Here is a 23706-nt window from a genome sequence, read left to right as displayed (position 1 = left end):
CAGATGACTACCTTGCAGAACGCCGCGGAATCGGCCCACAGCACTTCGGTACAAAACGACGCCTGCGCGCAAAAAGGCTCACAGGTCGTGCAGCAGACGGTGCAGATCATTCAGGACATTTCCCGCGACCTCAACGAAGCGGCGCTGAGCATCGATGCGGTCAGCAAGCAGTCGGACATCATCGGCACCATCGTCCAGACCATTCGCGGCATCGCCGATCAGACCAATCTGCTGGCGCTCAACGCGGCCATCGAAGCGGCGCGAGCCGGTGAACACGGACGCGGTTTTGCGGTGGTGGCGGACGAGGTGCGCAGTCTCGCGGCGCGCACCAGTCAGGCGACCCTGGAGATTGTCGAAGTGGTGCGCAAAAACCATGACCTGTCGCTGAGCGCGGTGTCGAGCATGCAGTCGAGCCTGAGCCGCACCGGGCTGGGTGTGGAACTGGCGAACGAGGCGGGGGAGGTGATTCTGGAGATTCAGCAGGGATCGCGTCATGTGGTGGATGCGATCGGGCAGTTCAATGCGACGTTGCAGTTGAACTAGCACATACGCCAAACACCTGTAGGAGCTGCGGCACGCTGCGATCTTTTGATCTTGATTTCAAAGATCAAAAGATCGCAGCGTGCCGCAGCTCCTACAGGGTTACTCCGCAACTTTCAGATCAAAGCGCCGCGAGAAACTTGTCCGCCAGTTTGTCGCTGTCCTTGACGTCATTGACGTCATTGACGTTGTCTTTCTCCGACTGCGCCAGCTTCATCTTGTCCTGCAGACGCTCGGCGATCTCTTTGCCGATGGCCAGTTGTTTCTCCGGCGGCATGCTCTGGATGTCTTCCTCGGTAATCCCCAGATCCTTGAGGATGCTGTCGCGCAGGCGCTGTTCCGGGGACTTGCTCATGTAGTCCTTGAACTCGTCGGTGGCCGACGTGCCAGCGGGCTTGGAACTGGTGGCATCGGTGGTTTGCAGACCCACGCGGGTCTTGGCGAAGGCTTCGTCGACGTTATCGCTGATGCGCGTAGCGGCGGCCACTTGCTGGGTGGCGATCTGCGTGGCCGAATCCTCGACCCTGGAGGTCGCGTCGGTGGCCTGCGACTGGGCCTGGTTCTGCAGCGATTGCAGCATGGCGCCGTGCAGGCCGCTCTGCAGACCGGCAGCGGCGGTTGTGGTCGCGTCATCCGCCAGCCGCTTGGGCAGGTGGATGAGCTGCTGCTGTTTGGCACTGACCAACATCATGATGGAGACCTTTGAGTTATTGCTGACAGGCCTGTCGCAGCAATTAGCGTGCCTTTGCGGCAAATCCCGCAATTGCAACGCGTTGCTGTTGTGGCATGCGCAGCAAAGCGGTCATCCCTTGCCGTCAGGCGGCAGAGGATGACCGTGTGGCCTTCAGCGATGGGCAATGTTTTCCAGCGCCAGATTGCGTGTGCGCGGGCCGAACCAGCCGATGGTCAGCATCACGATCAGCATGCTGCTGACAATGAACGCGAGCACCCCGGGCGTGCCGAAGTTGTCGAGGAACAGCCCGATCAGCAGGCTGCTGAACACCGTCGACAAACGACTGAACGAATAGCAGAAACCCACCGCTCGGGCACGGATGTTGGTCGGGAACAGTTCGCTCTGGTACGAGTGATAACTGAAGCTCAGCCAGGCATTGCAGAAGGTGATCATCACCCCACAGAAGATCAGGCCGAAGGCGCTGGTCTGCAACGCGAACAAAGTGCCGAAAGTCATCGCGCCCAGCGCCGAGCCGACGATCTGCCATTTGTTCTCGAAACGGTTGGCGAACTTGACGAACAGCAATGGCCCGAGCGGGTAGGCGAGGGTGATGATGAACGCGTACATCAGGCTGTGGGTGACGCTCACGCCTTGGCCGGACAGCAGCGCCGGCAGCCAGTTGCCGAAACCGAAGAAACCGATCGCCTGGAACACGTGAAACACGATCAGCATCAATGCCCGGCGCCGATATGGCGGCTGCCAGATATCGCCGAAGCGACCCTTGCCCTCGACATCGACGGGCACCGTTTCTGGAGCGTCCAGCGGTTGGCGGTGATCCTTCTCGCAGCGGGCTTCGATGTCGTCGAGAATCCTGTTCGCTTCATCGAAACGCCCATGTTGCGCCAGCCAGCGTGGCGACTCGGGAAGACGCTTGCGCAGCCACCAGATGAACAGTGCAAACACCGCGCTCGCCAATACCACCCAGCGCCAGCCGGACACACCGAACGGCGCCTGCGGCACCAGCCACCACGACATCAACGCCACCGCCGGCACCGAGAGAAACTGCACGAAAAAGGCGAAGGCAAACGCCGAACTGCGCATGCGTTTGGGCACCAGTTCCGAGAGGTAGGCGTCGATGGTCACCAGTTCGATACCGAGGCCGATGCCCACCAGAAAGCGCATGCAGATGATCCCCAGCGCCGAGCTTTGAATCCCCATCAGCACCGTGGCCACGGTGTACCAGACCAGCGCAAAGGTGAAGATCGCGCGGCGGCCGAAACGATCGGCCAACGGGCTGAGCAGGCTGGCGCCGAGGAACAGGCCGAGGAAGGTCGCCGACGCGAACGCTGCCTGATCGGAGAAGCCGAACACGCCCTGATTGCCGGTGGCGAAGATCCCGTCACGGATCAGTCCCGGACTGATGTAGGCGGTCTGAAACAAATCGTAGAGTTCGAAGAAACCACCAATCGACAACAGTGCCACCAGTCGCCAGATGGTGGCGACGGCGGGCAGGCGGTCGATGCGGGCGGAAATCTCGGCGGCGCGTATCGGGTCGATACCGTCGCGTTGCACGGCGGCGGGAGCGTGAGCAGTCATCGGTGGATCCATTTTTTATTGATGGAAAAGCTTAGCCTGCTATCGGAGTTGATGGGTTGTGAATATCAGCGGTTTGCCCGGGAATACCGCCGATTTTTTGCAATAACTGCTTACCAATTAACGTTTTATGCCGCAGCAGTCGAATCGGGCAGCGCCGAGGCTGGCAAACCGAAGACGCGATCGAACAGCCAGTTGAAGGCAAACGTGTAGCACGGGATGAAGATGATCAGCGCCAGATCCAACAGGAACGCCTGCACCAGACTGATGTTCATCCACCAGGCGATTAGCGGAATCAGGAACACGATCAGCGTCAGTTGAAAACCCACGGCGTGGGCGATGCGCCGTTTGACCGTGCGGGTGCGCGATTTCTGGCGGCTTTCCCAGTGCTCGAACAGGGAGGTGTAGATGAAATTCCAGGTCACGGCGATGGTGGTGATGATCACCGCCAGTGGGCCGGTGCTGCCCGGTGAAGTGCCGGACAACAGCGCCAGACCGAGGGCTGAGAAGGTCATGCCGATCACTTCGTAGAGCGACACGTAGACCAGTTTGCGTTTGACGCCTTGCATGGGATTTGCCTCTTTCTTGCAACGTGTTGGCCAGCGGGACTGGCGAAGGCGACAAAAGATAGCTTCAATAGGCGTGACAGAAAAAGTCAGTAGCTTTCAGTTTTGATGATAGGTGGGTGAAGTGAATTTCAACAGCGACAGCATCGAACTGTTTCTTGCGGTGATTGATCGTGGCTCGTTCTCCGCAGCTGCACGCGCTTTGGGCCGTGTGCCTTCGGCGGTCAGCATGGGCATCGGCAACCTTGAGGCGGAGCTTGGCTATGCCTTGTTCGATCGCAGCCACCGCGAACCGCAGCCGACGGCCATGGCGCTGTCACTGGTGCCCCACGCGCGGCTGATCGCCGAGCAGCTCAAGCAACTGCAGGTGCACGCGGTGGAGTTGTCGCTGGGACTGGAGAGCAAGTTGTCGATTGGTGTGGTCGCGGACATCGACCGGCGCCGCTTGCTCGCCGCGATCAAGGTGATTGCCGAGCGTCATCCGCTGCTCGACATCGAAGTGCTGACCGCGCCGCAGGACGACGTGCTGGCGATGCTGCACAGCGGCCGCGTCAGCGTGTGTCTGGCGTTCGCCGGGTTGAGCATGAACGTGCTGGAGCGTTTTCAGTTTGTTGGCAGCGAACGGATGATCGCCACGCTCGCAGCGGACAGTCCGCTGTTACAGGGGCAGGATCTGTTTCTTGAAGACCTGGTACATGTGCGGCAGATCTTCGTCGCCAGCCGCGACTTGCCGATCAGCGAAACCCGGCCGCTGGTGGCCGAATCGCATTGGCGCACCGACACGCTGGAGACCGCGTTGGAGATGGTCGAGGCGGGGCTGGGCTGGGGCAATTTCCCGCTATCGGTGGTGCAGCCGTTGCTCGATACGGGGAGACTCAAGCGTTTGAGTTTCCGTAATATCGAGAACGGCCTGGTATTACCTGTGCATGCCGTCTGGCTCAAGAGCCAGCCACTGCAAAAGGGCGCGGCAGCATTTGTACAACTGCTGAGTCAGCACCAATAGCGCGAATCAAGGCTTTTTCAGCAGGTAATTATCCTGCAGCGTATTGAGCACTTGATTGAAGCTGACCGCATTACGTCCCAGCTTGGCCATGCGCTCTTCGGGCAAGTAGCTGAACTTTACGTAGAGCAACTTGCCGGAGGCTTTCTGTACCTCACTGAGTTTGTCGATGCCCGCCTGAAGACCGGTAAGAGTGCCGGGAATGCTCGCGATGTCGCGCCATGCGCCACCACCGGGAATGAAGTTGGTCAGTTGCGAGACGATATCTGTCACAGCATCGCCCAAGGGGAACAAGCCGGAGAAACGGCTTTGTGGTGTAAAAGGCGCGATGCCCATATAAATGTCGGGAAGTTGACTGATGCGATTCTCGATCTGACGGTCTTTGTGTTTGATCAGGAACTCGATGAGTTGTGTCGAAGTGCCGATCAATACCAATGACTGTACGCCGGCGCCGGAGTCGGTAAACAGATAGTTATTGTTGCTGCCGGCAATGGCTTTCTTCAGTTCGCCGCGATCGAGAATCACGCTGTAGTTGCTACCGGCTTTGACGATGGGGGCGGGTGCGCGCCACAGGCCTGCGGGTTCGGCCAGTGCGGTGGTGGAGAATCCGGCGAGCAGCAAGCTGCTGCCAACCAATGCGATCAGGTGCTTTATTGTGGTGTACATAATTCTTCCTTGAATGAGTTAAAACGCGACTTCGAAATCTGGAAGTGCGTGCAAGGAATCTATAGAGCAAGCTGAATTAACGAAAGTCGCAATTGATTGCAGTGTGTAAGTTGTATAAAGGCAGGTTGTGGAAGTTTAAAACAAGAGGCGGCCTTTAATAGCTATATATAAAGGCCGCAATATTGCGGGGAGAACAGGTCAGGTACTTTCGCGAATCTTCAATTCAAAACCCATATCCTCCACCGGCCGCGCCACACTATTCCCCGCCATCAACGTCAACATCTGCTCCGCCGCGCGCCGGCCGATCGCTTCGCGTGGGGTGTTGATGCTGCTCAGGCGCGGCACCATGTGTTCGGACATCGGCAAGTCATTGAAGCCGAGGATCGCCACCTGCTCGGGGATCCTGATGCCATTGCGCAGCGCTTCGAGCAGGGCGCCCTGCGCCAGGTCGTCGTTACCAAAGAAGATCGCATCCACATCCGGATGCGCCGCCAGCAGTTGCAGGAACAGTTCACCGCCCAGGCCCACGGACGAGGAGCGCGGGGTCAGCACTTCCAGATCCGGGTCGTAGCGCCCGGCCTTCTGCAGGGCTTTGCGGAAACCTTCACCGCGCAACAAGGTGCGCTGATCAAGTTGCGCACCGATGTAGGCCAGACGCTTGCGACCGCGCGAGAGCAAATGTTCGGCCGCGGTTTCGCCGGCGCTGAGCTGCGAGAAACCCACGCAATTCACTCCGGCGGCGCTGTCGAGTTCCATCATGTACACGCAGGGAATATTGCTGGCCTCGATCATCCGCCGCGAACTTTCAGTGCGATCAAACCCGGTCAGCAGCAAACCACGCGGCTGATAGGCCATATAGTTGCGCAGCAGGTTTTCTTCTTCATCGCGCGAATAATGGAAGTTGCCGATCAGCACTTCGAAGCCCTTGGGTGTCAGCACCCGATGAATGGCTTCCAGCGTATCGATGAACAGCAGGTTGGACAGCGATGGCACCAGCACCACCACCGAATGGCTTTGCGCCGAGGCCAGGGCGCGGGCGGCAGGGTTGACCACGTAGTTGAGTTCACTGGCTGCTTTCTGCACTTTTTCCACCAGCTCCGTGGCCACGGTGCTGACCCCGCGCAGGGCACGGGAGGCGGTAATCGGGCTCACGCCGGCGAGGCGGGCAACTTCATTAAGGGTGGGACGGCCGGTGGTGCGAGTGTTTTTATCGTTTTTAGGGGTGGTCATCGGGCGGCTTGCCAAACAAAAATCAAGGCACTAAGGTAGCGCTGTCCTGATGCAGCTGCAAATGCGTAAGCGAGGTCCTGCCTGATCTTCGCTTTTTGGCGTTGGGAACAAACCTGCTGCAACCCAAAAAAACGACAAGAAGGCGTCGGCAACTTCTGCCTGTGCACTAGAGTCATAGCTAGCAAAGGTAGCGCTGTCTGCGCGCTGAGGTGTTATATGAGTCATCCCATCACCGCCCTGGTCATCATGGGCGTTGCCGGTTGCGGCAAGACGTGCGTCAGCGAGGCCCTGTGCCAATTGAGCGGCGCCACTGCCATTGAAGGCGATACTTTTCATCCGGCCGCCAACATCGAAAAGATGAGCGCGGGGATCCCCCTGAACGACGACGACCGTGCCGGCTGGCTCGACAGCCTGTGCGATGAACTGCGTCGCGTCGATGCATCGGGTAAACGCCCGGTGCTGACCTGCTCGGCCCTTAAACACAGTTATCGCGAAGTGCTGCGCAGTGCCTTGCCGGGCCTTGGCTTCGTGTTTCTTGAGCTGACCCCTGAAGTCGCCGCCGACCGCGTGTCCCATCGCCCGGGCCACTTCATGCCGGCGACGTTGATTGAAAGCCAGTTCGCCACCCTCGAGTCGCCGGTCGGTGAGCCGTTGACCCTGGCGCTGAATGCTTCGATCCACAGCGTTGAAGAGCTGGCTGCCCAGGCGCACGTCTGGTGGCAGGCCCACGGTCTGAAACAGGCGGTATGAGTGTGTTGAAAGAGCTAGCGCTGTCCTCACGAATTCTGTTTAACCCGCTTTAATAACAACAACAAGCCAGGAGACACCCCCAATGTTTGGCATGTCCCACGACGCCTACCTGCTGCTCGATGCAGTGGTCACGGTAATCGGCCTGATTATCCTGATCACCAAATTCAAGATTCACCCCTTTATCTCGCTGACCATCGCGGCCGCGTTCCTCGGCCTGACGTCCGGCATGCCGATCGGCACCATCATCAAGGCGTTCCAGGACGGCTTCGGTGGCGTGCTCGGTTTCGTCGGCATCATCCTCGCGCTGGGCACCATGCTCGGCAAAATGATGGCCGAATCCGGTGGTGCCGATCAGATCGCGCAGACCCTGATCCGCGCCTTCGGCAAGGACAAAGTGCAGTGGGCAATGATGTTCGCCGCGTTCCTCGTCGGTATCCCGCTGTTCTTCGAAATCGGCTTCGTGCTGCTGATTCCGCTGGTGTTCATCGTTGCCCGCCGCACCGGTGTGTCGATCATCAAGATCGGTATCCCGCTGCTCGCCGGTCTGTCCGCCGTACACGGTCTGGTGCCGCCACACCCGGGCCCGCTGCTGGCGATCGGGGTGTTCGGCGCCGACATCGGCAAGACCATCCTCTACGGTCTGATCGTTGCGCTGCCGACGGCAATCATTGCCGGTCCGATCTTCGGTACCTTCATCGCCAAGCACATTCCCGGCACGCCGAATCAGGAGCTGGTCGATCAACTGGCCCGTGAAAGCGACGACTCAACCAAGTTGCCGAGCTTCAGCATCACCCTGATTACCGTGCTGTTGCCGGTGTTCCTGATGCTGCTGAAAACCTTCGCTGACGTGGCGCTGCCGGACGGTCACTTCTTCCGCACCTGGATGGACATGATCGGTCACCCGATCTCGGCACTGCTGCTGGCCTTGCTGCTGTCGCTGTACACCTTCGGTCACAAGCAGGGCATCGGTTCGCAGCAGATGCTCAAGTGGCTGGACGCGAGCCTGGCGCCGACCGCCGCAATCATTCTGATCATCGGTGCCGGTGGTGGCTTCAAGCAGATGCTGGTGACCAGCGGCGTGGGCGACGTGATCGGCCACATGGCGGTCAGCGCGCAGATCTCGCCGATTCTGCTGGCGTGGCTGGTGGCGGCGGTGATTCGTATCGCAACCGGTTCGGCCACCGTCGCGACCATCACGGGCGCGGGCATCGTGGTGCCGGTGGTGGGGATGATCCCGGGCGTCAACCGTGAGCTGCTGGTGCTGGCCACCGGTGCCGGTTCGTTGATCCTGTCCCATGTGAACGACGCCGGTTTCTGGCTGGTGAAGCAGTACTTCAACATGACCGTGGCCGAGACCTTCAAGACCTGGACCGCGATGGAAACCATCCTGTCGGTGGTGGGCCTGGGCTTTATCCTGCTGTTGTCGCTGTTCGTGTAAGCGGCGCTTTGCAGGCACAAAAAAACCGCAGCGATGCGGTTTTTTTGTGGATGATGCGAAAGTGCCAACCCCTGTAGGAGCTGCCGCAGGCTGCGATCTTTTGATTTTAAAGATCAAGATCAAAAGATCGCAGCCTGCGGCAGCTCCTACAGGGGGATGTGTTAGCCGGCGGTTTTCGGGGCCAGGCCATCCGCCCGGAACATCCCGCGAATCCCGCGCACCGCTTGACGAATCCGGTCCTGGTTTTCGATCAGCGCGAAGCGCACATGGTCATCGCCATACTCACCAAAACCCACCCCCGGCGAGACGCAGACCTTGGCCTCGGCCAGCAGCTTCTTGGCGAACTCCAGCGAACCGAGGTGCGCATAAGCCTCGGGAATCTTCGCCCAGACGTACATCGAAGCCTTCGGATTCTCGACCATCCAGCCCAGCTCATGCAGGCCTTTGACCAGCACGTTGCGGCGCTGGCGATACTGCTCGGCGATGTCGCGCACGCATTGCTGATCGCCTTCCAGCGCGGCAATCGCCGCCACTTGCAGCGGGGTGAAGGTGCCGTAGTCGTGGTAGCTCTTGATCCGTGCCAGGGCGTTGACCAGCTCCGGGTTGCCGACCATGAAACCGATGCGCCAGCCCGCCATGTTGTAGCTCTTGGACAGGGTGAAAAACTCCACCGCGATGTCCTTGGCGCCGGGCACCTGCATGATCGACGGGGCTTTCCAGCCGTCGTAGACGATGTCGGCGTAAGCCAGGTCGTGCACCACCAGTACGTCGTACTGCTTGGCGAGGGCGATCACCCGTTCGAAGAAATCCAGCTCCACGCACTGCGCGGTGGGGTTGGACGGGAAACCGAGGATCATCATCTTCGGTTTCGGGATCGAGCCACGGATGGCCCGTTCCAGCTCAGCGAAAAAGTCTACGCCGGGCACCAGCGGCACCGAACGCACCTGAGCGCCGGCAATCACTGCGCCGTAGATGTGAATCGGGTAGCTCGGGTTCGGCACCAGTACCGTGTCGCCCTGATCCAGGGTCGCCAGCATCAGGTGCGCCAGGCCTTCCTTGGAACCGATGGTGACAATGGCTTCGCTTTCCGGGTCGATGTCGACCGCGTAGCGTTCCTTGTACCAGTTGGAAATCGCCCGACGCAGGCGCGGAATGCCTTTGGACGTGGAGTACCCGTGGGTGTCTTCGCGCTGTGCAACCTGCACCAGTTTTTCGACGATGTGCGGCGGTGTGGCCCCGTCGGGGTTGCCCATGCTCAAGTCGATGATGTCTTCACCACGACGCCGCGCGGCCATCTTCAGCTCGGCGGTGATGTTGAAAACGTAAGGAGGGAGTCGATCAATGCGCGCAAAGCGGCGCGGCGAACCTTGTTCAGCCATTGTTGCCTCGGATAACGTAAGCGCCCGGAACCGTCCGAGCGACGCTGGTCACTGCGGTGACCTGTGGCGGAAGATAAGGGCAGCGATGGCGGACTGTCCAGCGTGCACGACAATAATTTTTTCCAAGGAAATGCTTAATGGAATTCACCAGCGGCTTCTTGCTGAGCCTTTCGCTGTGCCTGGACATCGGCGTGGCCAACATCGCGATGATCACCCTGGCGATGCAGCGCGGTTACTTTCAGGGCTTCGCGCTGGGCCTCGGCACCTGCGTCGGCGACCTGATCTACGCGGTGCTGGCGCTGGCCGGGATGACCGTGCTGCTGCAGTACGAAAGCGTGCGCTGGGTGCTGTGGATCGGCGGCTCGGCGCTGCTGATCTACTTTGCGGCGAAGATGATCTATTCGGCGATTCACCACGAAGCGCAGCTGGCGGCGACCGCGGAGGTGGGGCAGAACTCGCATCGCAAGGAGTTCTTCCGCGGGATTTTCCTCGCCATGTCTTCGCCGAGCGCGATCCTCTGGTTCGCCGCAGTTGGCGGTACCCTGATCGCCCGCTCCGGTGGCGGCGGCCCTGTGAGCTCGGCGCTGTTCCTCGGTGGTTTCCTCTGCGCCGGGCTGCTGTGGTCGGCCGGTCTGTGCTTTGCCGCCAGCCACGGCGGCAAGTTGCTCGGCGACAAGCTGTTGCGCTACTCGTACATGGCATCGGCGGCGATCTTCTGCTATTTCGCGGTTTACGTGATCGTATCCGGTTATAACGAGTTCGTTGGCTCCGGGGCCGCCGACCAGTTGCACGCCTTGTGACATTGCGAATCGGGTTTGGCTTCTATACTCAGCAGCCGAACCCCTACTTTTGTTCCAGGAGTCGAGTCATGGATGAGCAAAAACGCGTCGAAGTGGCTGAACCTCGCTTCGAACATGGACACTTCCTGCTGATCGCGGGATTTCGTGGTCGATTTACCCAGGACACGGCAAAGGACATCCCCGCGCTGTGGGAAAGTTTCTTGCCGCACCTGGGAAAGATACAGGGACAAAAAAACGAAGTGACCTACGGCGTCTGCAGCAATTTCGACGGTCAGGGTGGCTTCGATTACATCGCCGGAGTGGAAATCAGCAAGCTCGATGACCTCGACCAGAAGGTCTACCAGTGGGTCGAAGTGCTGCCCCGGCAATACGCAGTGTTCGAGCACAAGGGACCGCTCGACCAGTTGCCGCAAACCCTGCAATACATCTACAAGACCTGGCTACCGACTTCCCATTACGTGGAACTGAATGCCCCGGAACTGGAACGCTACAGCGCCGATTTCAATCCGCGACTGCACACCGGCAAACTGGAAATCTGCGTCCCAGTCGACAGCAAAGCCTGAGCCCATGACGATGAGGCGGATCACTGATCCGCCTCATGCTGTTCAACCGCGTTTACCCTTGCCCAGCCGTCGCGCCCGCAACAGGTCGATGCCCAAGGTGATAAAGCCGAACGTACTGATGCCCAATACCATCAACAAGCCGATTTCAACGCTGCTCATAAGCGGTTACCCCCAAGGGTGATCAGAGACACAGCGCAGGAATAGCCCGTCAGCGGCACGAAGAAAAGCGCTTATACGCAGGCTTTACGCCCCCCGCGCGGATCGATATGAACACCTTATTCCTTTATGCTTTGCGCACTTTTCTCCGTTGATTTTCGAGCTGCCATGAACACCGTCATCCGCAACGTCACCGCCGCCGACCTGGACCGCTGCTACGCCATCGAAACCGTTGCTTACGAAGGCGATGAAGCCGCCACTCGCGAGAAGATCGCCACGCGCATCGCCACCTGGCCGGAGGGTTTTATCGTTGCCGAAGTGGATGGCGTGGTCGCCGGGTTCATCAACTCGGGCGCGGCGTTTGACGTGCAGATGTCCGACGAGGCGTTCAAGGAACTGATCGGCCACGACCCGAAAGGGCCGAATGTGGTGATCATGTCAGTGGTGGTGCACCCGGACTATCAAGGGCACGGCCTGGCCAAGCGCTTGATGGCCGAATTCATCGAGCGCATGCGCGGGCTGGATAAAGCGACGATTCACTTGATGTGCAAGGAACAGCACATTCCGTTGTACGCCGGGTTCGGCTTTGCCTACATCAAGCCGTCGGAGTCCGACCATGGCGGGATGGCGTGGCACGAGATGATCCTCACTCTCTAAGCCAATACCATTCAAAACTGTAGGAGCTGCCGAAGGCTGCGATCTTTTGATCTTGCAGTTAAGAAGATCAAGATCAAAAGATCGCAGCCTGCGGCAGCTCCTGCAAGGGGATCACGTACTCTTTTCGGTCGTGGGGCAGGACGTAACATCGTCGTGCATCCCTTGATGATTTTAGAAAAACAGACCCATGCGCCGCTCGTAACCAATTCGGCCCTTGTACGCTTCGCCGCTGTCGACGAAACCGTATCTGGCGTACAGGGCGATCGCCGCGTCGTTATCGGCGTCCACCGACAGTTCCAGTCCCTTGATCTCCGGCCATGCTTCACGCGCCACGCCGGGCAACGCTTGCAGGCAGGCCTTGCCGTACCCTTTGCCCTGCGCGCGGTGATCGACCTGCAGGGCGTGCAGGGTGGCGCTGTGTTCATCGGCCCAGGCCGGTAAAACGGGCGGGCGCTTGAGCAGCAGGAACGCCACCGGCACTTGGTCGGCCAGCAGGGCAAAGCCTTTGACGCCGGGACCAGGTTTGGACAGCAGCGTGTGCAGCGCGCCGTGAATGTCGCCGGAGAACTTGATCTGCTCGGGATGGATTTCAATCGCCTCGACTTGCTGACGCTGCAAGGCGTTCAGGCGGTCGTACGGCACGAGTTGGGCTGACACGGGAATTTCCTTTTCCTACAAAGATGAGCCTCGGATTCTAGCGATTTTGTGTTCTGCGGAAATTTTTTGTTTCGTCTGTCGATCCGCCCGATAGCCGAACGACTAAAGGTGTCTTCAGCACAAAAACCACGGAGAACACCATGAGCGCACAGACTGAAATCCAGACCCTGATCAATACCTACCGCGACGCGGTAATGACCAAGAACGTCGACAAGGTCATGACGTTGTACACCGACGACATCGTCTCCTTCGATGCGATCAAGGCCCTGCAATTCAAGGGCAAAGCGGCCTACCGTGCACATTGGGAAGCCTGCATGGAAATGTGTTCCGGCCCGCACGTTTTCGAGTTTCACGAGATCGCCATCGAGACCGCCGACAACCTCGCCTTCGCCCATTGGGTAACGCATTGCGGCGGCACCAACGACAAGGGTGAAACCCAGAGCTGCTGGATGCGCGCCACCGCGTGCTATCGGCAGGTCGGCGGGACGTGGAAAATCGCTCACGAGCACTGGTCGGCACCGTTCGATCCGATGAGCGGCAGCACGCTGTTCGATGTGCAACCCTGATCTTCAGCCATAGTTGATCCGTTCGAATCAGGAGAAAGCCATGAAGTATCTATGCCTGGTCTACAGCGACGAGCACTTGCTGCACACCTCGCCCGACAGCCCGGAAGACGCCGAGTGCTGGGCCTATGCCGAGTCGATTCAGGGCAGCGGGCGGATGGTCGCGGCCGAAGCGCTGGAGTCGGTGCAGACTGCGACCACGGTGCGTATGCGCAACGGCAAGCTGTCGATCACCGATGGCCCGTTCGCTGAAACCAAGGAGCAACTGGCCGGTTTCTACCTGATCGATGCCAAGGATCTGAACGAAGCGATTCAGGTCGCCGGTAACATTCCGGCGGCCCGGGTCGGCAGCGTCGAAGTGCGTCCGGTGCGGCAGTTGAATGTCTGAAGTCCGGGCGCGGGTCGAGCAGGTCTATCGCGAAGACTCGCGGCGGATTCTGGCGACCCTGATTCGTCTGCTCGGCGATTTCGACCTCGCCGAGGAAGCCTTGCACGAGGCGTTCTTCGTCGCGGTCGAGCGCTGGCAGCGCGATGGCGTGCCGGACAATCCGCGCACCTGGCTGGTGTCCACCGGGCGCTTCAAGGCCATCGATGTGTTGCGCCGCCGCGCCCGCTTCAAGGCCTCGCAGCCGCTGTTGCTGGCGCAGCTCGAAGAACTGGAACAGGCCGACTGGAGTGGCGAAGACGTGGAAGACGACCGCCTGCGGCTGATCTTCACCTGCTGTCACCCGGCGCTGGCGGCGGATGCGCAAGTGCCGCTGACCCTGCGTGAAGTCTGTGACCTGACCACCGAGGAAATCGCCCGCGCGTTTCTCTCCGCACCGGCGGCGATAGCCCAGCGCATCGTGCGGGCCAAGGCGAAGATTCGCGATGCAAAAATCCCTTATCAAGTTCCCAGCCTGAGCGAACTGCCCGAGCGCCTCGACAGCGTGTTGCGGGTGATTTATCTGGTGTTCAACGAAGGTTATTCGGCGTCGATGGGCGCCGAGCTGACCCGCGAAGATCTGACTCGCGAAGCGATTCGGCTGGGGCGGCTGCTGATGGAGTTGCTGCCGGAGCCTGAGGTCACGGGACTCTTGGCGTTGATGCTGTTACATGAGTCGCGGCGCTCGGCACGGACTTCCGTGGAGGGGGAGTTGATTCTGCTGGACGACCAGGATCGCTCGCGCTGGGATGCCGGGTTGATCGCCGAAGGTTGTGCGCTGGTGGAGCGGGCGCTGACCACCCGAAGGTTCGGGCCGTATTGCCTGCAAGCGGCGATTGCCGCGGTGCATGCCGAAGCGCCGTCAGCGGCAGAAACCGATTGGCAGCAGATTGTTGGGCTGTATGACGTGCTGTTGCGCGCGATGCCGTCGCCGGTGATCGAGTTGAACCGCGCGGTGGCAGTGGCCAAGCGCGATGGCGCGTTGGCCGGGCTGACGCTGATCGAGGGGATCCTGGATCGCGGCGAGTTGCAGGATTACCACCTGGCGCATTCGGCGCGGGCGGAGTTTTGTCGGCAGTTGGGCCGGGTGGAGCAGGCGCGGGCGGCGTATCGGCGAGCACTGGAGCTGACCCGGCAAGAGCCGGAGCGGCGGTTTATCGAGGGGCGGCTGAGCGAACTGGATTAAGCTGAACTCTTCGCGGGCACTGCCGACTTCTTCGCGAGCAGGCTCGCTCCCACCTTTGGAATGCATTTCTCTGTGGGAGCGAGCCTGCTCGCGAATGGCGGCACCGCTATTCCAGCATCTTGCTCAACAACCAGCTCCCCGCCGGCCCCGGCGGATACAGCCGCGACCACAAGGCATCGACAAACACCGGTTTCGGCCAGCCGCGCACGTTCAGCTCCACCAGCAAATCATTGCCATAACGCTGCGCCAGCCAACGCGGCAGCGGCGCCCAGCCAAAACCCTTTTCGGCCATCTCCAACAACATCAGATAACTCGGCGCCGACCACACGCGACCTTTGCCACGGCTGTCATACGGATTGACGATGGTTGCCAGACGCAATTCACGGTGCTGTTCCAGGATGTGTTGATCGATGTGATCGAGCCTGGCCAGCGCATGGCCGCGATTGACGAACAAGGCGATTTCCGTGCGCTCGGCCACTGTTGACGTCACCAGATCCGGCGGATAGTTCTCTTGCATCTCAGCGAAGGCCAAGTGCGCGCGACCACGCTGGACCAATTCGATCAAGTCATCGCATTCGGCAATCAGACATTCCAGTTCCAGATCCGGATAACGCTGCTCAAACCCGACCAAGGCCGCTTCAAAACGGTACGACTGATAGGTATCGGAAATCGCCACGGTCAGCTTCGGCTCAACGCCTTGGGCCAGTTGCCGGGCGCTCATTTCCATACGACTGGTGGCCGCCAGAATCGCCTCGGCCCGTTGCAGCATCACATGCCCGGCCGGGGTCAGGGTCGGTTTGCGGCTGCTGCGGTCGAACAGAATCAGGTCCAGATCGATTTCCAGGCTGGCCACTGCGGCACTGATGGTCGACTGACTGCGCCCCAGCTTGCGCGCCGCTGCCGAAAACGAACCCTGAGTGGCCGCCTGAACAAACGCCAACAGCACTTCTTGCGAAGCCATGAACTATCGCCTTGATCGATGGTTATTGGTTATGAAGTATCGGTGTGAGGGCTGATCATGGCAACCATCTTCACTCAAGGAGTCAGGCCATGACTGCCAACAAATCCATCACTGAACGTATCTTCCAGGCCATCGGTTTCGAGTTTCTGGCGATCCTGATCTGTACCCCGTTACTGGCGTGGATCATGGACAAACCGCTGCTGGACATGGGCGCGGTGACCGTGCTGATCGCGATGCTGGCGCTGGCCTGGAACGTGTTGTTCAACGGCTTTTTCGACCGCATGCTCAAGCGCCTGAATGTCGAGCACAACGGCTGGACACGGGTGGTCCATGCGCTGCTGTTCGAGGGTGGATTGATCGTGATGGGCGTGCCGCTGATTGCCTGGTGGCTGTCGGTCAGCCTGTGGCAGGCGTTCTTGCTGGACATTGGTGTGCTGCTGTTTTTCCTGCCTTACACCTACGTGTATCACTGGGGGTATGACGTTGTGCGGGAGCGGTTTGTGCAGCGCAGCGCCTGCCATAGCTAACCCGAACCCCTGTAGGAGCTGCCGCAGGCTGCGATCTTTTGACTTTGATTTTTTAAAAACAAGATCAAAAGATCGCAGCCTGCGGCAGCTCCTACAGGGACAGTGTTTGAAGTTAGAGGAACATGCCGCCGGATGCTTCAACCCGCTGCCCGTTGATCCATTGAGCTCCCGGCGCCAGCAGCATCGACAGTGCGCCACCAATGTCATCCGGTTGCCCGGCGCGACCCAGTGCGGTGTTGCTCGCGACCATCGCGTTCAACGCGGCGTTGTCGCGCACGGCACCGCCGCCAAAGTCGGTCTCGATCGCACCCGGCGCCAGAATGTTCACGCCGATCTGCCGCGCGCCCAGCTCCTTGGCCTGGTAGCGGGTCAGCACTTCCATCGCGCCTTTCATCGCGGCGTAGGCGGCATAACCCGGTAGGCTGAAGCGGGTCAGGCCGCTGGAGATGTTGATGATGCGCCCGCCGTCATTGATCAGCGGCAGCAGTTGCTGAGTCAGGAAGAACGGCCCTTTGAGCTGGATATTCATCAGCAGGTCGAACTGTTCCGGGGTGGTCTCGGCGAACGCCGCGTGCACACCGATCCCGGCGTTGTTGATCAGGAAGTCGAAACGCGGACGCTCCAGTTGCTGCAGCGCTTGCGCAACCCGCGAGGCGAACTCGGCAAAGGTTTCACTGCGACCAACATCGAGTTGCAGCATCACGGCTTTGGCGCCGCGTTGTTCCAGTTCAGCCACCAGCGCCTGGGCTTCATCGGCGCGGCTGTTGTAGGTGCCGATGATGTCCACGCCTTCGGCGGCGAGGTGCAGGGCGGCGTTCTTGCCCAGGCCACGGCTGGCGCCGGTGATCAATGCGATTTTGCGGCTCATGTGAAATCCTCGATTGCGGTGAGTGGTGATGAGCAAAGTTTATTTATCCGCCATGGGGTGATAAAGAGACTGAAATCGGAATCACTGATCGACTCAGCCGAACAATCAACGGGTGTCCTCATGAACAAACTGGAACTGCTGCGCACCTTCGTCCGGGTCAGCGAACTGTCGAGTTTCACCCTGGCCGGCGAGAGTCTCGGGCTGCCGCGCTCGACGGTTTCCGAGCACGTCCAGGCCCTGGAAACCCTGCTCGGCACCCGCCTTTTGCAACGCACCACGCGCAAGGTGCAGGCGACTCAGGACGGTCTGGTGTTGTACGAGCGCAGCAAGGATCTGCTGTCGCACATGGACGAGATCGAGGGTCTGTTTCGGCAGGATCCGGCGTCGCTGAGCGGGCGGATTCGTGTCGACATGCCGAACATCCTCGCGCGGCGCCTGATCATGCCGCTGCTGCCTGAGTTCATGGCGCGGCACCCGAATCTGGAACTGGAAATCAGCAGCACCGACCGCCGTGTCGATCTGCTCAGCGAGGGTTTCGATTGCGTGGTGCGCATCGGTGCGCAGCCGGATCAATCGGTGGTGGCGCGGCATCTCGGTGACTTTCCGATGATCAACTGCGCCAGCCCCGCGTACCTCGAACGCTACGGCGTGCCGCAGACGTTGGAGAATCTGGCGCAGCATCGGCTGGTGCACTACGTCGGCGTGCTCGGTTCGCGCTCGGAAGGGTTTGTGTATGAACAGGACGGACAGGTGCGACGCCTGCCGATGTCTGGCAGCGTCACGGTCAACAGCACTGATGCCTATGAGGCGGCGTGCCTGGGCGGCTTTGGTCTGATCCAGGTGCCGCGCACCGGCATGCAGCCGCACCTCGAAACTGGCGAACTGGTGACTGTGCTGCCGCAGTTCACCGCACCGGCGATGGGCATTTCAATCCTGTATGCGCGGCAACGGCACTTGCCGCTGCGGGTGCGAGTGTTCATGGAGTGGTTGGGCGATGTCATCCGCTCGACGCTCTGACCGACTTCCCCTGTAGGAGCTGCGGCACGCTGCGATCTTTTGATCTTGTTTCTTAAAGCAAAATCAAGAGATCGCAGCCTTCGGCAGCTCCTACAGGGGATTTGTGAGGTCAGAAGATCTGGGTGAACAGCCAGTACAGGCTGCCCGACAGCAGAATTGCCGCCGGCAAGGTCAGCACCCACGCCATCAACAGATTGCGGATGGTCTTCATCTGCAAACCACCGCCATTGGCGACCATGGTCCCGGCCACGCCCGATGACAGCACGTGGGTGGTCGATACCGGCAAGCCGAACATGTCCGCCGCGCCGATGGTCAGCATCGCCACGGTTTCCGCCGAGGCGCCCTGGGCGTAGGTCAGGTGGGTCTTGCCGATTTTTTCGCCGACTGTCACCACAATCCGTTTCCAGCCGACCATGGTGCCGAGGCCCAGAGCGATGGCCACCGCAATCTTCACCCACAACGGAATGAAGCGTGTGGCGTTGTCGATCTGCTGTTTGAACAGTTGCAGTTTGTCAGTGGTGTCGGCGTCGAAATTGCCGACCTTGTTCTTGTCCATCAGGCGAATGCTTTCGCTGGCCAGGTACATGTCGTTACGCACGTTGCCCATGGCCTCGGCCGGGACTTTCGACAGCGAGCCATAGCCTTTCACCTCCTCGCCAATATGCCCGGTGAGAGCGGCGAGGGCGGGGATCAGTTGCGGCGTGGCTTGCTTGCTGCGCACGTAATCCGACAGTACCGGACGCGGATCCAACGGGGCTGGCAGCGGGGTGTTTTTCACCAGCGCTTGCTGGGTGACTTCGGCGACGGCAGCGAACTGCAGCGCCTGATCGGCCGGCATGGTGCGGTTCAAGGCGTAGGCCATCGGCAAGGTGCCGACCAGAATCAGCATGATCAGGCCCATGCCTTTCTGCCCGTCGTTGGAGCCGTGGGCGAAAGACACACCGGTGCAGGTGGCGATCAGCAAACCGCGAATCCACCACGGTGGCGGGTTGTTGCCTTCCGGCGCCTTGTACAGCGCGCGATTCTTGATGAAGGCGCGCATGGCCAGCAGCAACAGCGCCGCGCAGCCGAAGCCCACCAGCGGCGACAGCAGCAGGGCGTAACCGATCTTGGTCGCCTGCGCCCAGTCCACGCCGCTGGTGCCGTCGCGTCCGTGCATCAAGGCATTGGCCACGCCGACGCCGATGATCGAACCGATCAAGGTGTGCGACGACGAGGCCGGCAGGCCCAGCCACCAGGTACCGAGGTTCCAGAGGATCGCTGCGATCAGCAGGGCGAAGATCATCGCGAACCCGGCGGACGAACCGACCTGCAGAATCAGCTCCACCGGCAGCAGGGCGATGATGCCGAACGCCACCGCGCCACTGGACAGCAACACCCCGAGGAAGTTGAAGAAGCCCGACCAGACCACCGCCACATTCGGCGGCAGCGAGTGGGTGTAGATCACCGTCGCGACCGCGTTGGCGGTGTCGTGGAAACCGTTGACGAACTCGAAGCCCAGCGCAATCAGTAACGCCACGCCGAGCAACAGGAACGGGGTCCAGGTGGTGACGGTGGTGCCCAGCTCATGCATGTCGTGCATCAGGCTGTAAGCGGTGAACAGCATCCCCATCGCGAGCACTGCGAAGAACACCACGTAAGTGAACGGGCCGGGTTTTTTATCAAGTGCCGGCCGGCCGCCGTGGGCGGACGTGGGCCGGGCGGCGGTCAGGGAGGGAGTAGCCATGAGCGGACAATCCTGAGCGAGGGAAGGAGTGTCGGTCATGATCGTTGCAGAATGTTACAGAGAGACTGCGACAGATCAGTGTTTGGCTGATTAGCTCTCCGCTGATCTGATAGTGAAAATCAAAAGATCGCAGCCTGCGGCAGCTCCTACAGGTTTACCGTGCCCTGTAGGAGCTGCCGCAGGCTGCGATCTTTTGATCTTAATAATCCCCACGTTTACGAAACGCCCAGCGCCCGGCAATCACGGTGAACGTCGCGACCAGCGCCACCAGAATCCAGAACCCCTCCGGATCCGTCGCCAGTGGCACTCCCCCCACGTTCATGCCAAAGAAACCGGCAATGATGTTGATCGGCAACGCCAGCACCGTGACCACCGTCAGGGTGAACAGGGTGCGGTTGCTCTGTTCGTTGAGGTTGGCGGCGATTTCTTCCTGGAGCAGTTTGATCCGCTCGCCGAGGGCGGTGAGGTCGTTGATGATCAGCGCGAACTCCTCGGTGGATTTGCGCAGCTCCTTGACGTCCTCCTTCTGCAGCCATGGCGGCGGACGATTGAGCAGGCGCAGCAAGGATCCCGGCTCCAGCGCCAACAGCCGTTGCAGGCGCACCAGCACCCGGCGGTTGGCGCCGAGTTCGGCGCGGTTGGTCGACAGCCGTGAGGAGAGCAATTCGTCCTCGACCTGATCGACGCTCATGCTGGTCTTGCGCACGATCTGCGTCAGCACTTCACCCTGATCACGCAGCAAGTGCACCAGCAGTTCCGACGGCGAGCGAAAGCATTCGCCGGCCTTCACCGACGAACGCAATTTGTCCACCGAGTGCAGCGGTTGCAGGCGTGCGCTGACGATCAGTTTGCTGCGCACGCAGACCCACAGCGTCGACACGTCCGAGGAAACCATGCTGCTGAGGTTGAACACCACGTCGTTGACTACCGCCAGCAAGGCCGAATCTACGTGTTCGATGCGCGTCGAGCGCGAACCTTCGTGCAGCGCCTCGAAGAATTCTTCGGGCAATTGCAGATGACTTTTCATCCAGCGCTCGCACGCGGCGTGCGCCAGGTTCAGGTGCAGCCAGAGGAATTCATCAGTGTCGCTGTCGTCTTGCAGACAACGCAGGGCGGTTGCCGAATCGACTTCGCGGCCACGTTCACCGGGACGAAAACGGAAGCCGTAAAGCAGACCGAACAAATCAGGATCGCGATGACTGAGATCAAGGCTGTGGTTCATGGAGGCTCGCTGCGAGGAGGGGCGTCGGTCGCGGAATGGCAGGTTCACTGAGCCGCATCATCGCAATCGCACATGACACTTGTGTGACGACAAAGTGACGCCAGATCAATGTCTTACCGGCGGTCGGATTTTCTTCAAGAAGCGCTCTGGTACGCCGATCACGCTTGGGTTACGTTGCGCGCGCTTGGCCATGAGCCAAGGCTCGCCGACACGGATGTCCGGCAAAATTCCACGCCTTACCGGGCGTGCCTCATCCCTGTCCTGAGTATCTCGCGATGCTGCAAAAATCCTTGAGAGCACAAATTCTCGCCCTGCTCGGCGGCAGCCTGCTGGCGATGCTGTTGATCGCACTGGCCTGCTTTCATTTCCTGTCCAACGGCGTGCAGAACTACAGCCAGTTGATCGCCGGCCCCTTGCACACCTCGCAACTGATCGACGAGGCCAACCTGCAATTCAAGGTGCAGGTGCAGGAATGGAAAAACGTCCTGCTGCGCGGCAAGCAACCGGCGGACCTGGCCAAGTACTGGAGCCAGTTCGAAGATCGTCAGCGCGATGTGCAGAACATTCTCGGTGAACTGGCCGGGCAGAAAGGCCTGGAGCCGGCGCTGAAAACCCGCATCGAACGTCTGCGTGAAGAACACCGCCAACTCGGCAGCGCCTACCAGAAGGGCCGCGATGCCTACGTTGCTGCCGGTGCCGATCCAACGGCTGGCGACAGCGCCGTCAAAGGCGTGGACCGTGCCACCAGCGATCAGATGAGCGAACTGGTCGCCGAGCTGCGCAAGCAGGGCACCGAACAGTCGGCGCAGATCAGCGCCAGTGCCGACAGCACCGTGCTGCTGGGGATTCTGGTGATGCTCGGCTCGGGCCTGCTGATCGGTTTGCTCAGCCTGTGGCTGGTCAACCGCAACCTGATCGATCCGATCCGCAAGCTGATCGACTACGTCACCCAGTTGAGCCGTGGGCGCCTCGCCGAGCGCGTCGCCAACGATCGTCAGGACGAGTTGGGCAACCTCGCGGCGGCCGCCAATACCCTGCGTGATTTCCTTGCCGAAACCTTCACTCACCTGCAACGCAGCGCCAGTGATCTGGACAGCGCCAGCGGCGAACTGAATGCGATCGCCACGACCATGGCCGGCGGCACCAACGAGCAGTTCAACCGCACCGATCAGGTGGCCACGGCGATGAACGAAATGTCCGCCACTGCCCAGGAAGTCGCCCGTCACGCGGCGGACGCGGCGCGGGCTGCCGACGATGCCGACCAGTCTGCCCAGCAGGGTGAGAAGGTCATGCAGAGCACCATCCACACTATCACCCAGATGCGTGGCGAAATCGCCAACACTGCGGAAGTGATTCGTCGCCTGGAAAGCGACAGCGGCCGCATCGGCAAGGTGCTGGAAGTGATTCGCGGCATCGCCGAACAGACCAACCTGCTGGCGCTCAACGCGGCGATTGAAGCGGCGCGGGCCGGTGAGGCCGGACGCGGTTTCGCGGTGGTCGCCGATGAGGTGCGCAACCTGGCGCAGCGTACGGCCGAGTCGATCATCGAGATCAACCAGATCATTCAGAACGTGCAGACCGGCGCCGTGGATGCTGCGCAAGCGATCGAAAGCGGTCAGGCGCGCAGCGACGAAAGCGTCGAGCAAGTGACTCAGGCCGGTGCGATGCTGGAGCGCATCACCCACGCCGTGGAAGCGATCCGCGACATGAACCGCCAGATCGCCACCGCCGCTGAAGAGCAGACCTCGGTGGCCGAAGACATCTCGCGCAACCTGACCGAGATCACCTCGATCGCCAGCACCAACCTCAACAGCGTGCAGCGCACCGAAAGCGCCAGCCAGAACCTGCATGGCCTGTCCGGGCAACTCAATGAAGTCACCGCGCGCCTGAGCGCCTGACGTCAGGCGACGTGTACCGGTTCGGTTACCGAGTCGGTACACAGTCGATCTCAAATCCGTGCGACTGCCGCCGATGGCCGGTTATCTATAACCGGCATTGGAGCCATCCCATGGTCAGCATCACCTCTGTTTCAATCAATCAGACCGTCACCACCGCCACCAGCAAAACCAAGATCAGCGACGCCAGTGACGACACTTCGACCACTGCCACCAGCAGCACTGGCGTCAGCGCCGATACCAGCAAAGTGGCGGCTGGCGGGGGCGCGGCTCCGGCAGGCGACAGCAGTTCCGACAGCAGCGGTGAATCGGATTCGGTGAAAGAATTGCGCAAGCAGATCGCCGAGCTGCAAAAGCAATTGCAGGAACAGCAGCAGGCGCTGCAAGCGGCTCAGACCAAGCAGGAAGACGCTGATGCCAAAGCGGCTGACGTGGCCTCTGCCGAGTCGCAGATCTCCAGCACCTCGGCTTCGTTGCAGACGGCTACGGCGGCGTTGTTGCAGGCATTGCAGGATTCCGGGTCGAGCAGCTCGGGCTCGCTGGTCAGCACTTCGGCCTGAGCATCAGGTAAGTCCGCTGTAGGGGTGAGCCTGCTCGCGATAGCGGTATATCTGCCATATTCATGGTGACTGATATACCGCTATCGCGA

At 60.4% G+C, this 23706-nt stretch carries 25 protein-coding genes and 1 pseudogene; 15 read left to right on the top strand and 11 right to left on the bottom strand.

The window, feature by feature from the left end; genetic code table 11:
• The first annotated feature begins 3 nt into the window (after positions 1-3).
• On the top strand, positions 4-543 hold the full coding sequence (locus tag JN524_RS27455) for a methyl-accepting chemotaxis protein (RefSeq protein WP_256214240.1): 540 nt from the start codon (positions 4-6) through the stop codon (positions 541-543).
• 118 nt (positions 544-661) lie between these two features.
• Here JN524_RS27455 and JN524_RS06155 read toward each other — a convergent pair whose 3' ends face one another.
• From JN524_RS06155 to JN524_RS06145, 3 genes are all read right to left on the bottom strand, one after another.
• Positions 662-1228 carry a hypothetical protein gene (locus JN524_RS06155; RefSeq protein WP_202369033.1) on the bottom strand — a complete coding sequence of 189 codons (567 nt, stop codon included), beginning with the start codon at positions 1226-1228 and terminating at the stop codon, positions 662-664.
• Between the two features lie 156 nt (positions 1229-1384).
• Positions 1385-2809 (bottom strand): MFS transporter, encoded by a 1425-nt coding sequence (locus JN524_RS06150; RefSeq protein WP_202368822.1) that lies wholly within the window; start codon positions 2807-2809, stop codon positions 1385-1387.
• A gap of 125 nt (positions 2810-2934) precedes the next feature.
• Entirely contained in the window at positions 2935-3375 is a 441-nt protein-coding gene (locus JN524_RS06145; protein WP_202368821.1) for a PACE efflux transporter, read from the bottom strand.
• Positions 3376-3496: 121 nt separating this feature from the next.
• Here JN524_RS06145 and JN524_RS06140 point away from each other — a divergent pair, with 121 nt between their 5' ends.
• Positions 3497-4375, top strand: a complete 879-nt coding sequence (locus JN524_RS06140) for a LysR family transcriptional regulator (RefSeq protein ID WP_202368820.1) — start codon at positions 3497-3499, stop codon at positions 4373-4375.
• Positions 4376-4381: 6 nt separating this feature from the next.
• Here JN524_RS06140 and JN524_RS06135 read toward each other — a convergent pair whose 3' ends face one another.
• Entirely contained in the window at positions 4382-5038 is a 657-nt protein-coding gene (locus tag JN524_RS06135) for a hypothetical protein (protein ID WP_202368819.1), read from the bottom strand.
• Positions 5039-5236: 198 nt separating this feature from the next.
• Positions 5237-6268, bottom strand: a complete 1032-nt coding sequence (locus tag JN524_RS06130; protein ID WP_202368818.1) for a LacI family DNA-binding transcriptional regulator — start codon at positions 6266-6268, stop codon at positions 5237-5239.
• A 216-nt stretch (positions 6269-6484) separates the two neighbouring features.
• On the opposite strand from JN524_RS06130, the gene JN524_RS06125 reads away from it, so the two are divergent.
• Both JN524_RS06125 and JN524_RS06120 read left to right on the top strand, forming a co-directional pair.
• On the top strand, positions 6485-7018 hold the full coding sequence (locus tag JN524_RS06125) for a gluconokinase (RefSeq protein ID WP_027612589.1): 534 nt from the start codon (positions 6485-6487) through the stop codon (positions 7016-7018).
• Positions 7019-7100: 82 nt separating this feature from the next.
• Positions 7101-8456 (top strand): GntP family permease, encoded by a 1356-nt coding sequence (locus JN524_RS06120; protein WP_097085886.1) that lies wholly within the window; start codon positions 7101-7103, stop codon positions 8454-8456.
• A 161-nt stretch (positions 8457-8617) separates the two neighbouring features.
• Here JN524_RS06120 and alaC read toward each other — a convergent pair whose 3' ends face one another.
• Entirely contained in the window at positions 8618-9835 is a 1218-nt protein-coding gene (gene alaC / locus JN524_RS06115) for an alanine transaminase (protein WP_202368817.1), read from the bottom strand.
• A gap of 137 nt (positions 9836-9972) precedes the next feature.
• Here alaC and JN524_RS06110 point away from each other — a divergent pair, with 137 nt between their 5' ends.
• From JN524_RS06110 to JN524_RS06100, 3 genes are all read left to right on the top strand, one after another.
• Positions 9973-10635 carry a LysE family translocator gene (locus tag JN524_RS06110; protein ID WP_095137081.1) on the top strand — a complete coding sequence of 221 codons (663 nt, stop codon included), beginning with the start codon at positions 9973-9975 and terminating at the stop codon, positions 10633-10635.
• A gap of 68 nt (positions 10636-10703) precedes the next feature.
• Positions 10704-11198: a GyrI-like domain-containing protein gene (locus tag JN524_RS06105; protein ID WP_202368816.1), complete on the top strand. Its 495-nt coding sequence runs from the start codon at positions 10704-10706 to the stop codon at positions 11196-11198.
• A 324-nt stretch (positions 11199-11522) separates the two neighbouring features.
• The gene (locus JN524_RS06100) at positions 11523-12011 is read left to right on the top strand and encodes a GNAT family N-acetyltransferase (RefSeq protein WP_202368815.1); all 489 of its coding nucleotides are present in this window, start codon (positions 11523-11525) and stop codon (positions 12009-12011) included.
• Between the two features lie 171 nt (positions 12012-12182).
• Here the strand turns inward: JN524_RS06100 and JN524_RS06095 are convergent, their stop codons facing one another.
• Positions 12183-12668, bottom strand: a complete 486-nt coding sequence (locus tag JN524_RS06095) for a GNAT family N-acetyltransferase (RefSeq protein ID WP_202368814.1) — start codon at positions 12666-12668, stop codon at positions 12183-12185.
• A gap of 140 nt (positions 12669-12808) precedes the next feature.
• Here JN524_RS06095 and JN524_RS06090 point away from each other — a divergent pair, with 140 nt between their 5' ends.
• Genes JN524_RS06090 through JN524_RS06080 form a run of 3 tightly spaced genes read left to right on the top strand, consistent with a single transcriptional unit; the run spans position 12809 to position 14841 of the window.
• Entirely contained in the window at positions 12809-13234 is a 426-nt protein-coding gene (locus JN524_RS06090; protein WP_027612596.1) for a YybH family protein, read from the top strand.
• Between the two features lie 40 nt (positions 13235-13274).
• A complete protein-coding gene (locus JN524_RS06085) occupies positions 13275-13619 on the top strand; it encodes a YciI family protein (RefSeq protein WP_027612597.1) in 345 nt (114 codons plus the stop codon).
• The gene (locus tag JN524_RS06080) at positions 13612-14841 is read left to right on the top strand and encodes an RNA polymerase sigma factor (RefSeq protein WP_202368813.1); all 1230 of its coding nucleotides are present in this window, start codon (positions 13612-13614) and stop codon (positions 14839-14841) included. Before JN524_RS06085 ends, JN524_RS06080 begins: the two co-directional genes overlap by 8 nt.
• A gap of 106 nt (positions 14842-14947) precedes the next feature.
• Here the strand turns inward: JN524_RS06080 and JN524_RS06075 are convergent, their stop codons facing one another.
• Positions 14948-15802 (bottom strand): LysR family transcriptional regulator, encoded by an 855-nt coding sequence (locus JN524_RS06075; protein WP_202368812.1) that lies wholly within the window; start codon positions 15800-15802, stop codon positions 14948-14950.
• 89 nt (positions 15803-15891) lie between these two features.
• Between JN524_RS06075 and JN524_RS06070 the strand changes: the two genes are divergently transcribed.
• Positions 15892-16329, top strand: coding sequence for a multidrug/biocide efflux PACE transporter (locus JN524_RS06070; protein WP_202368811.1), 438 nt, complete (start codon positions 15892-15894; stop codon positions 16327-16329).
• Positions 16330-16441: 112 nt separating this feature from the next.
• Here the strand turns inward: JN524_RS06070 and JN524_RS06065 are convergent, their stop codons facing one another.
• Positions 16442-17197, bottom strand: coding sequence for an SDR family NAD(P)-dependent oxidoreductase (locus JN524_RS06065; protein ID WP_202368810.1), 756 nt, complete (start codon positions 17195-17197; stop codon positions 16442-16444).
• A 120-nt stretch (positions 17198-17317) separates the two neighbouring features.
• On the opposite strand from JN524_RS06065, the gene JN524_RS06060 reads away from it, so the two are divergent.
• The gene (locus JN524_RS06060; RefSeq protein WP_202368809.1) at positions 17318-18214 is read left to right on the top strand and encodes a LysR family transcriptional regulator; all 897 of its coding nucleotides are present in this window, start codon (positions 17318-17320) and stop codon (positions 18212-18214) included.
• Between the two features lie 109 nt (positions 18215-18323).
• Here JN524_RS06060 and JN524_RS06055 read toward each other — a convergent pair whose 3' ends face one another.
• Positions 18324-19940, bottom strand: a complete 1617-nt coding sequence (locus tag JN524_RS06055) for an inorganic phosphate transporter (protein ID WP_202368808.1) — start codon at positions 19938-19940, stop codon at positions 18324-18326.
• A gap of 199 nt (positions 19941-20139) precedes the next feature.
• Complete coding sequence (locus JN524_RS06050) at positions 20140-21162, bottom strand: transporter (RefSeq protein ID WP_007963136.1); 1023 nt, start codon at positions 21160-21162, stop codon at positions 20140-20142.
• A gap of 275 nt (positions 21163-21437) precedes the next feature.
• Here JN524_RS06050 and JN524_RS27450 point away from each other — a divergent pair.
• The 3 genes and pseudogenes from JN524_RS27450 to JN524_RS06040 all read left to right on the top strand — a co-directional run.
• Positions 21438-22127, top strand: a pseudogene (locus JN524_RS27450) (methyl-accepting chemotaxis protein); the annotation flags it as partial.
• Positions 22128-22292: 165 nt separating this feature from the next.
• Positions 22293-23060 carry a methyl-accepting chemotaxis protein gene (locus JN524_RS27445; RefSeq protein WP_442964270.1) on the top strand — a complete coding sequence of 256 codons (768 nt, stop codon included), beginning with the start codon at positions 22293-22295 and terminating at the stop codon, positions 23058-23060.
• 110 nt (positions 23061-23170) lie between these two features.
• Positions 23171-23617: a hypothetical protein gene (locus JN524_RS06040; RefSeq protein ID WP_202368806.1), complete on the top strand. Its 447-nt coding sequence runs from the start codon at positions 23171-23173 to the stop codon at positions 23615-23617.
• Positions 23618-23706: the final 89 nt, after the last annotated feature.

It is taken from the genome of Pseudomonas sp. MWU318 (assembly GCF_016756945.1).
GTDB classification, from domain to species: domain Bacteria; phylum Pseudomonadota; class Gammaproteobacteria; order Pseudomonadales; family Pseudomonadaceae; genus Aquipseudomonas; species Aquipseudomonas putida_A.
The sequence above is the reverse complement of the archived record's forward strand: the minus strand, read 5'-3'. Positions and strand labels throughout refer to the sequence as shown.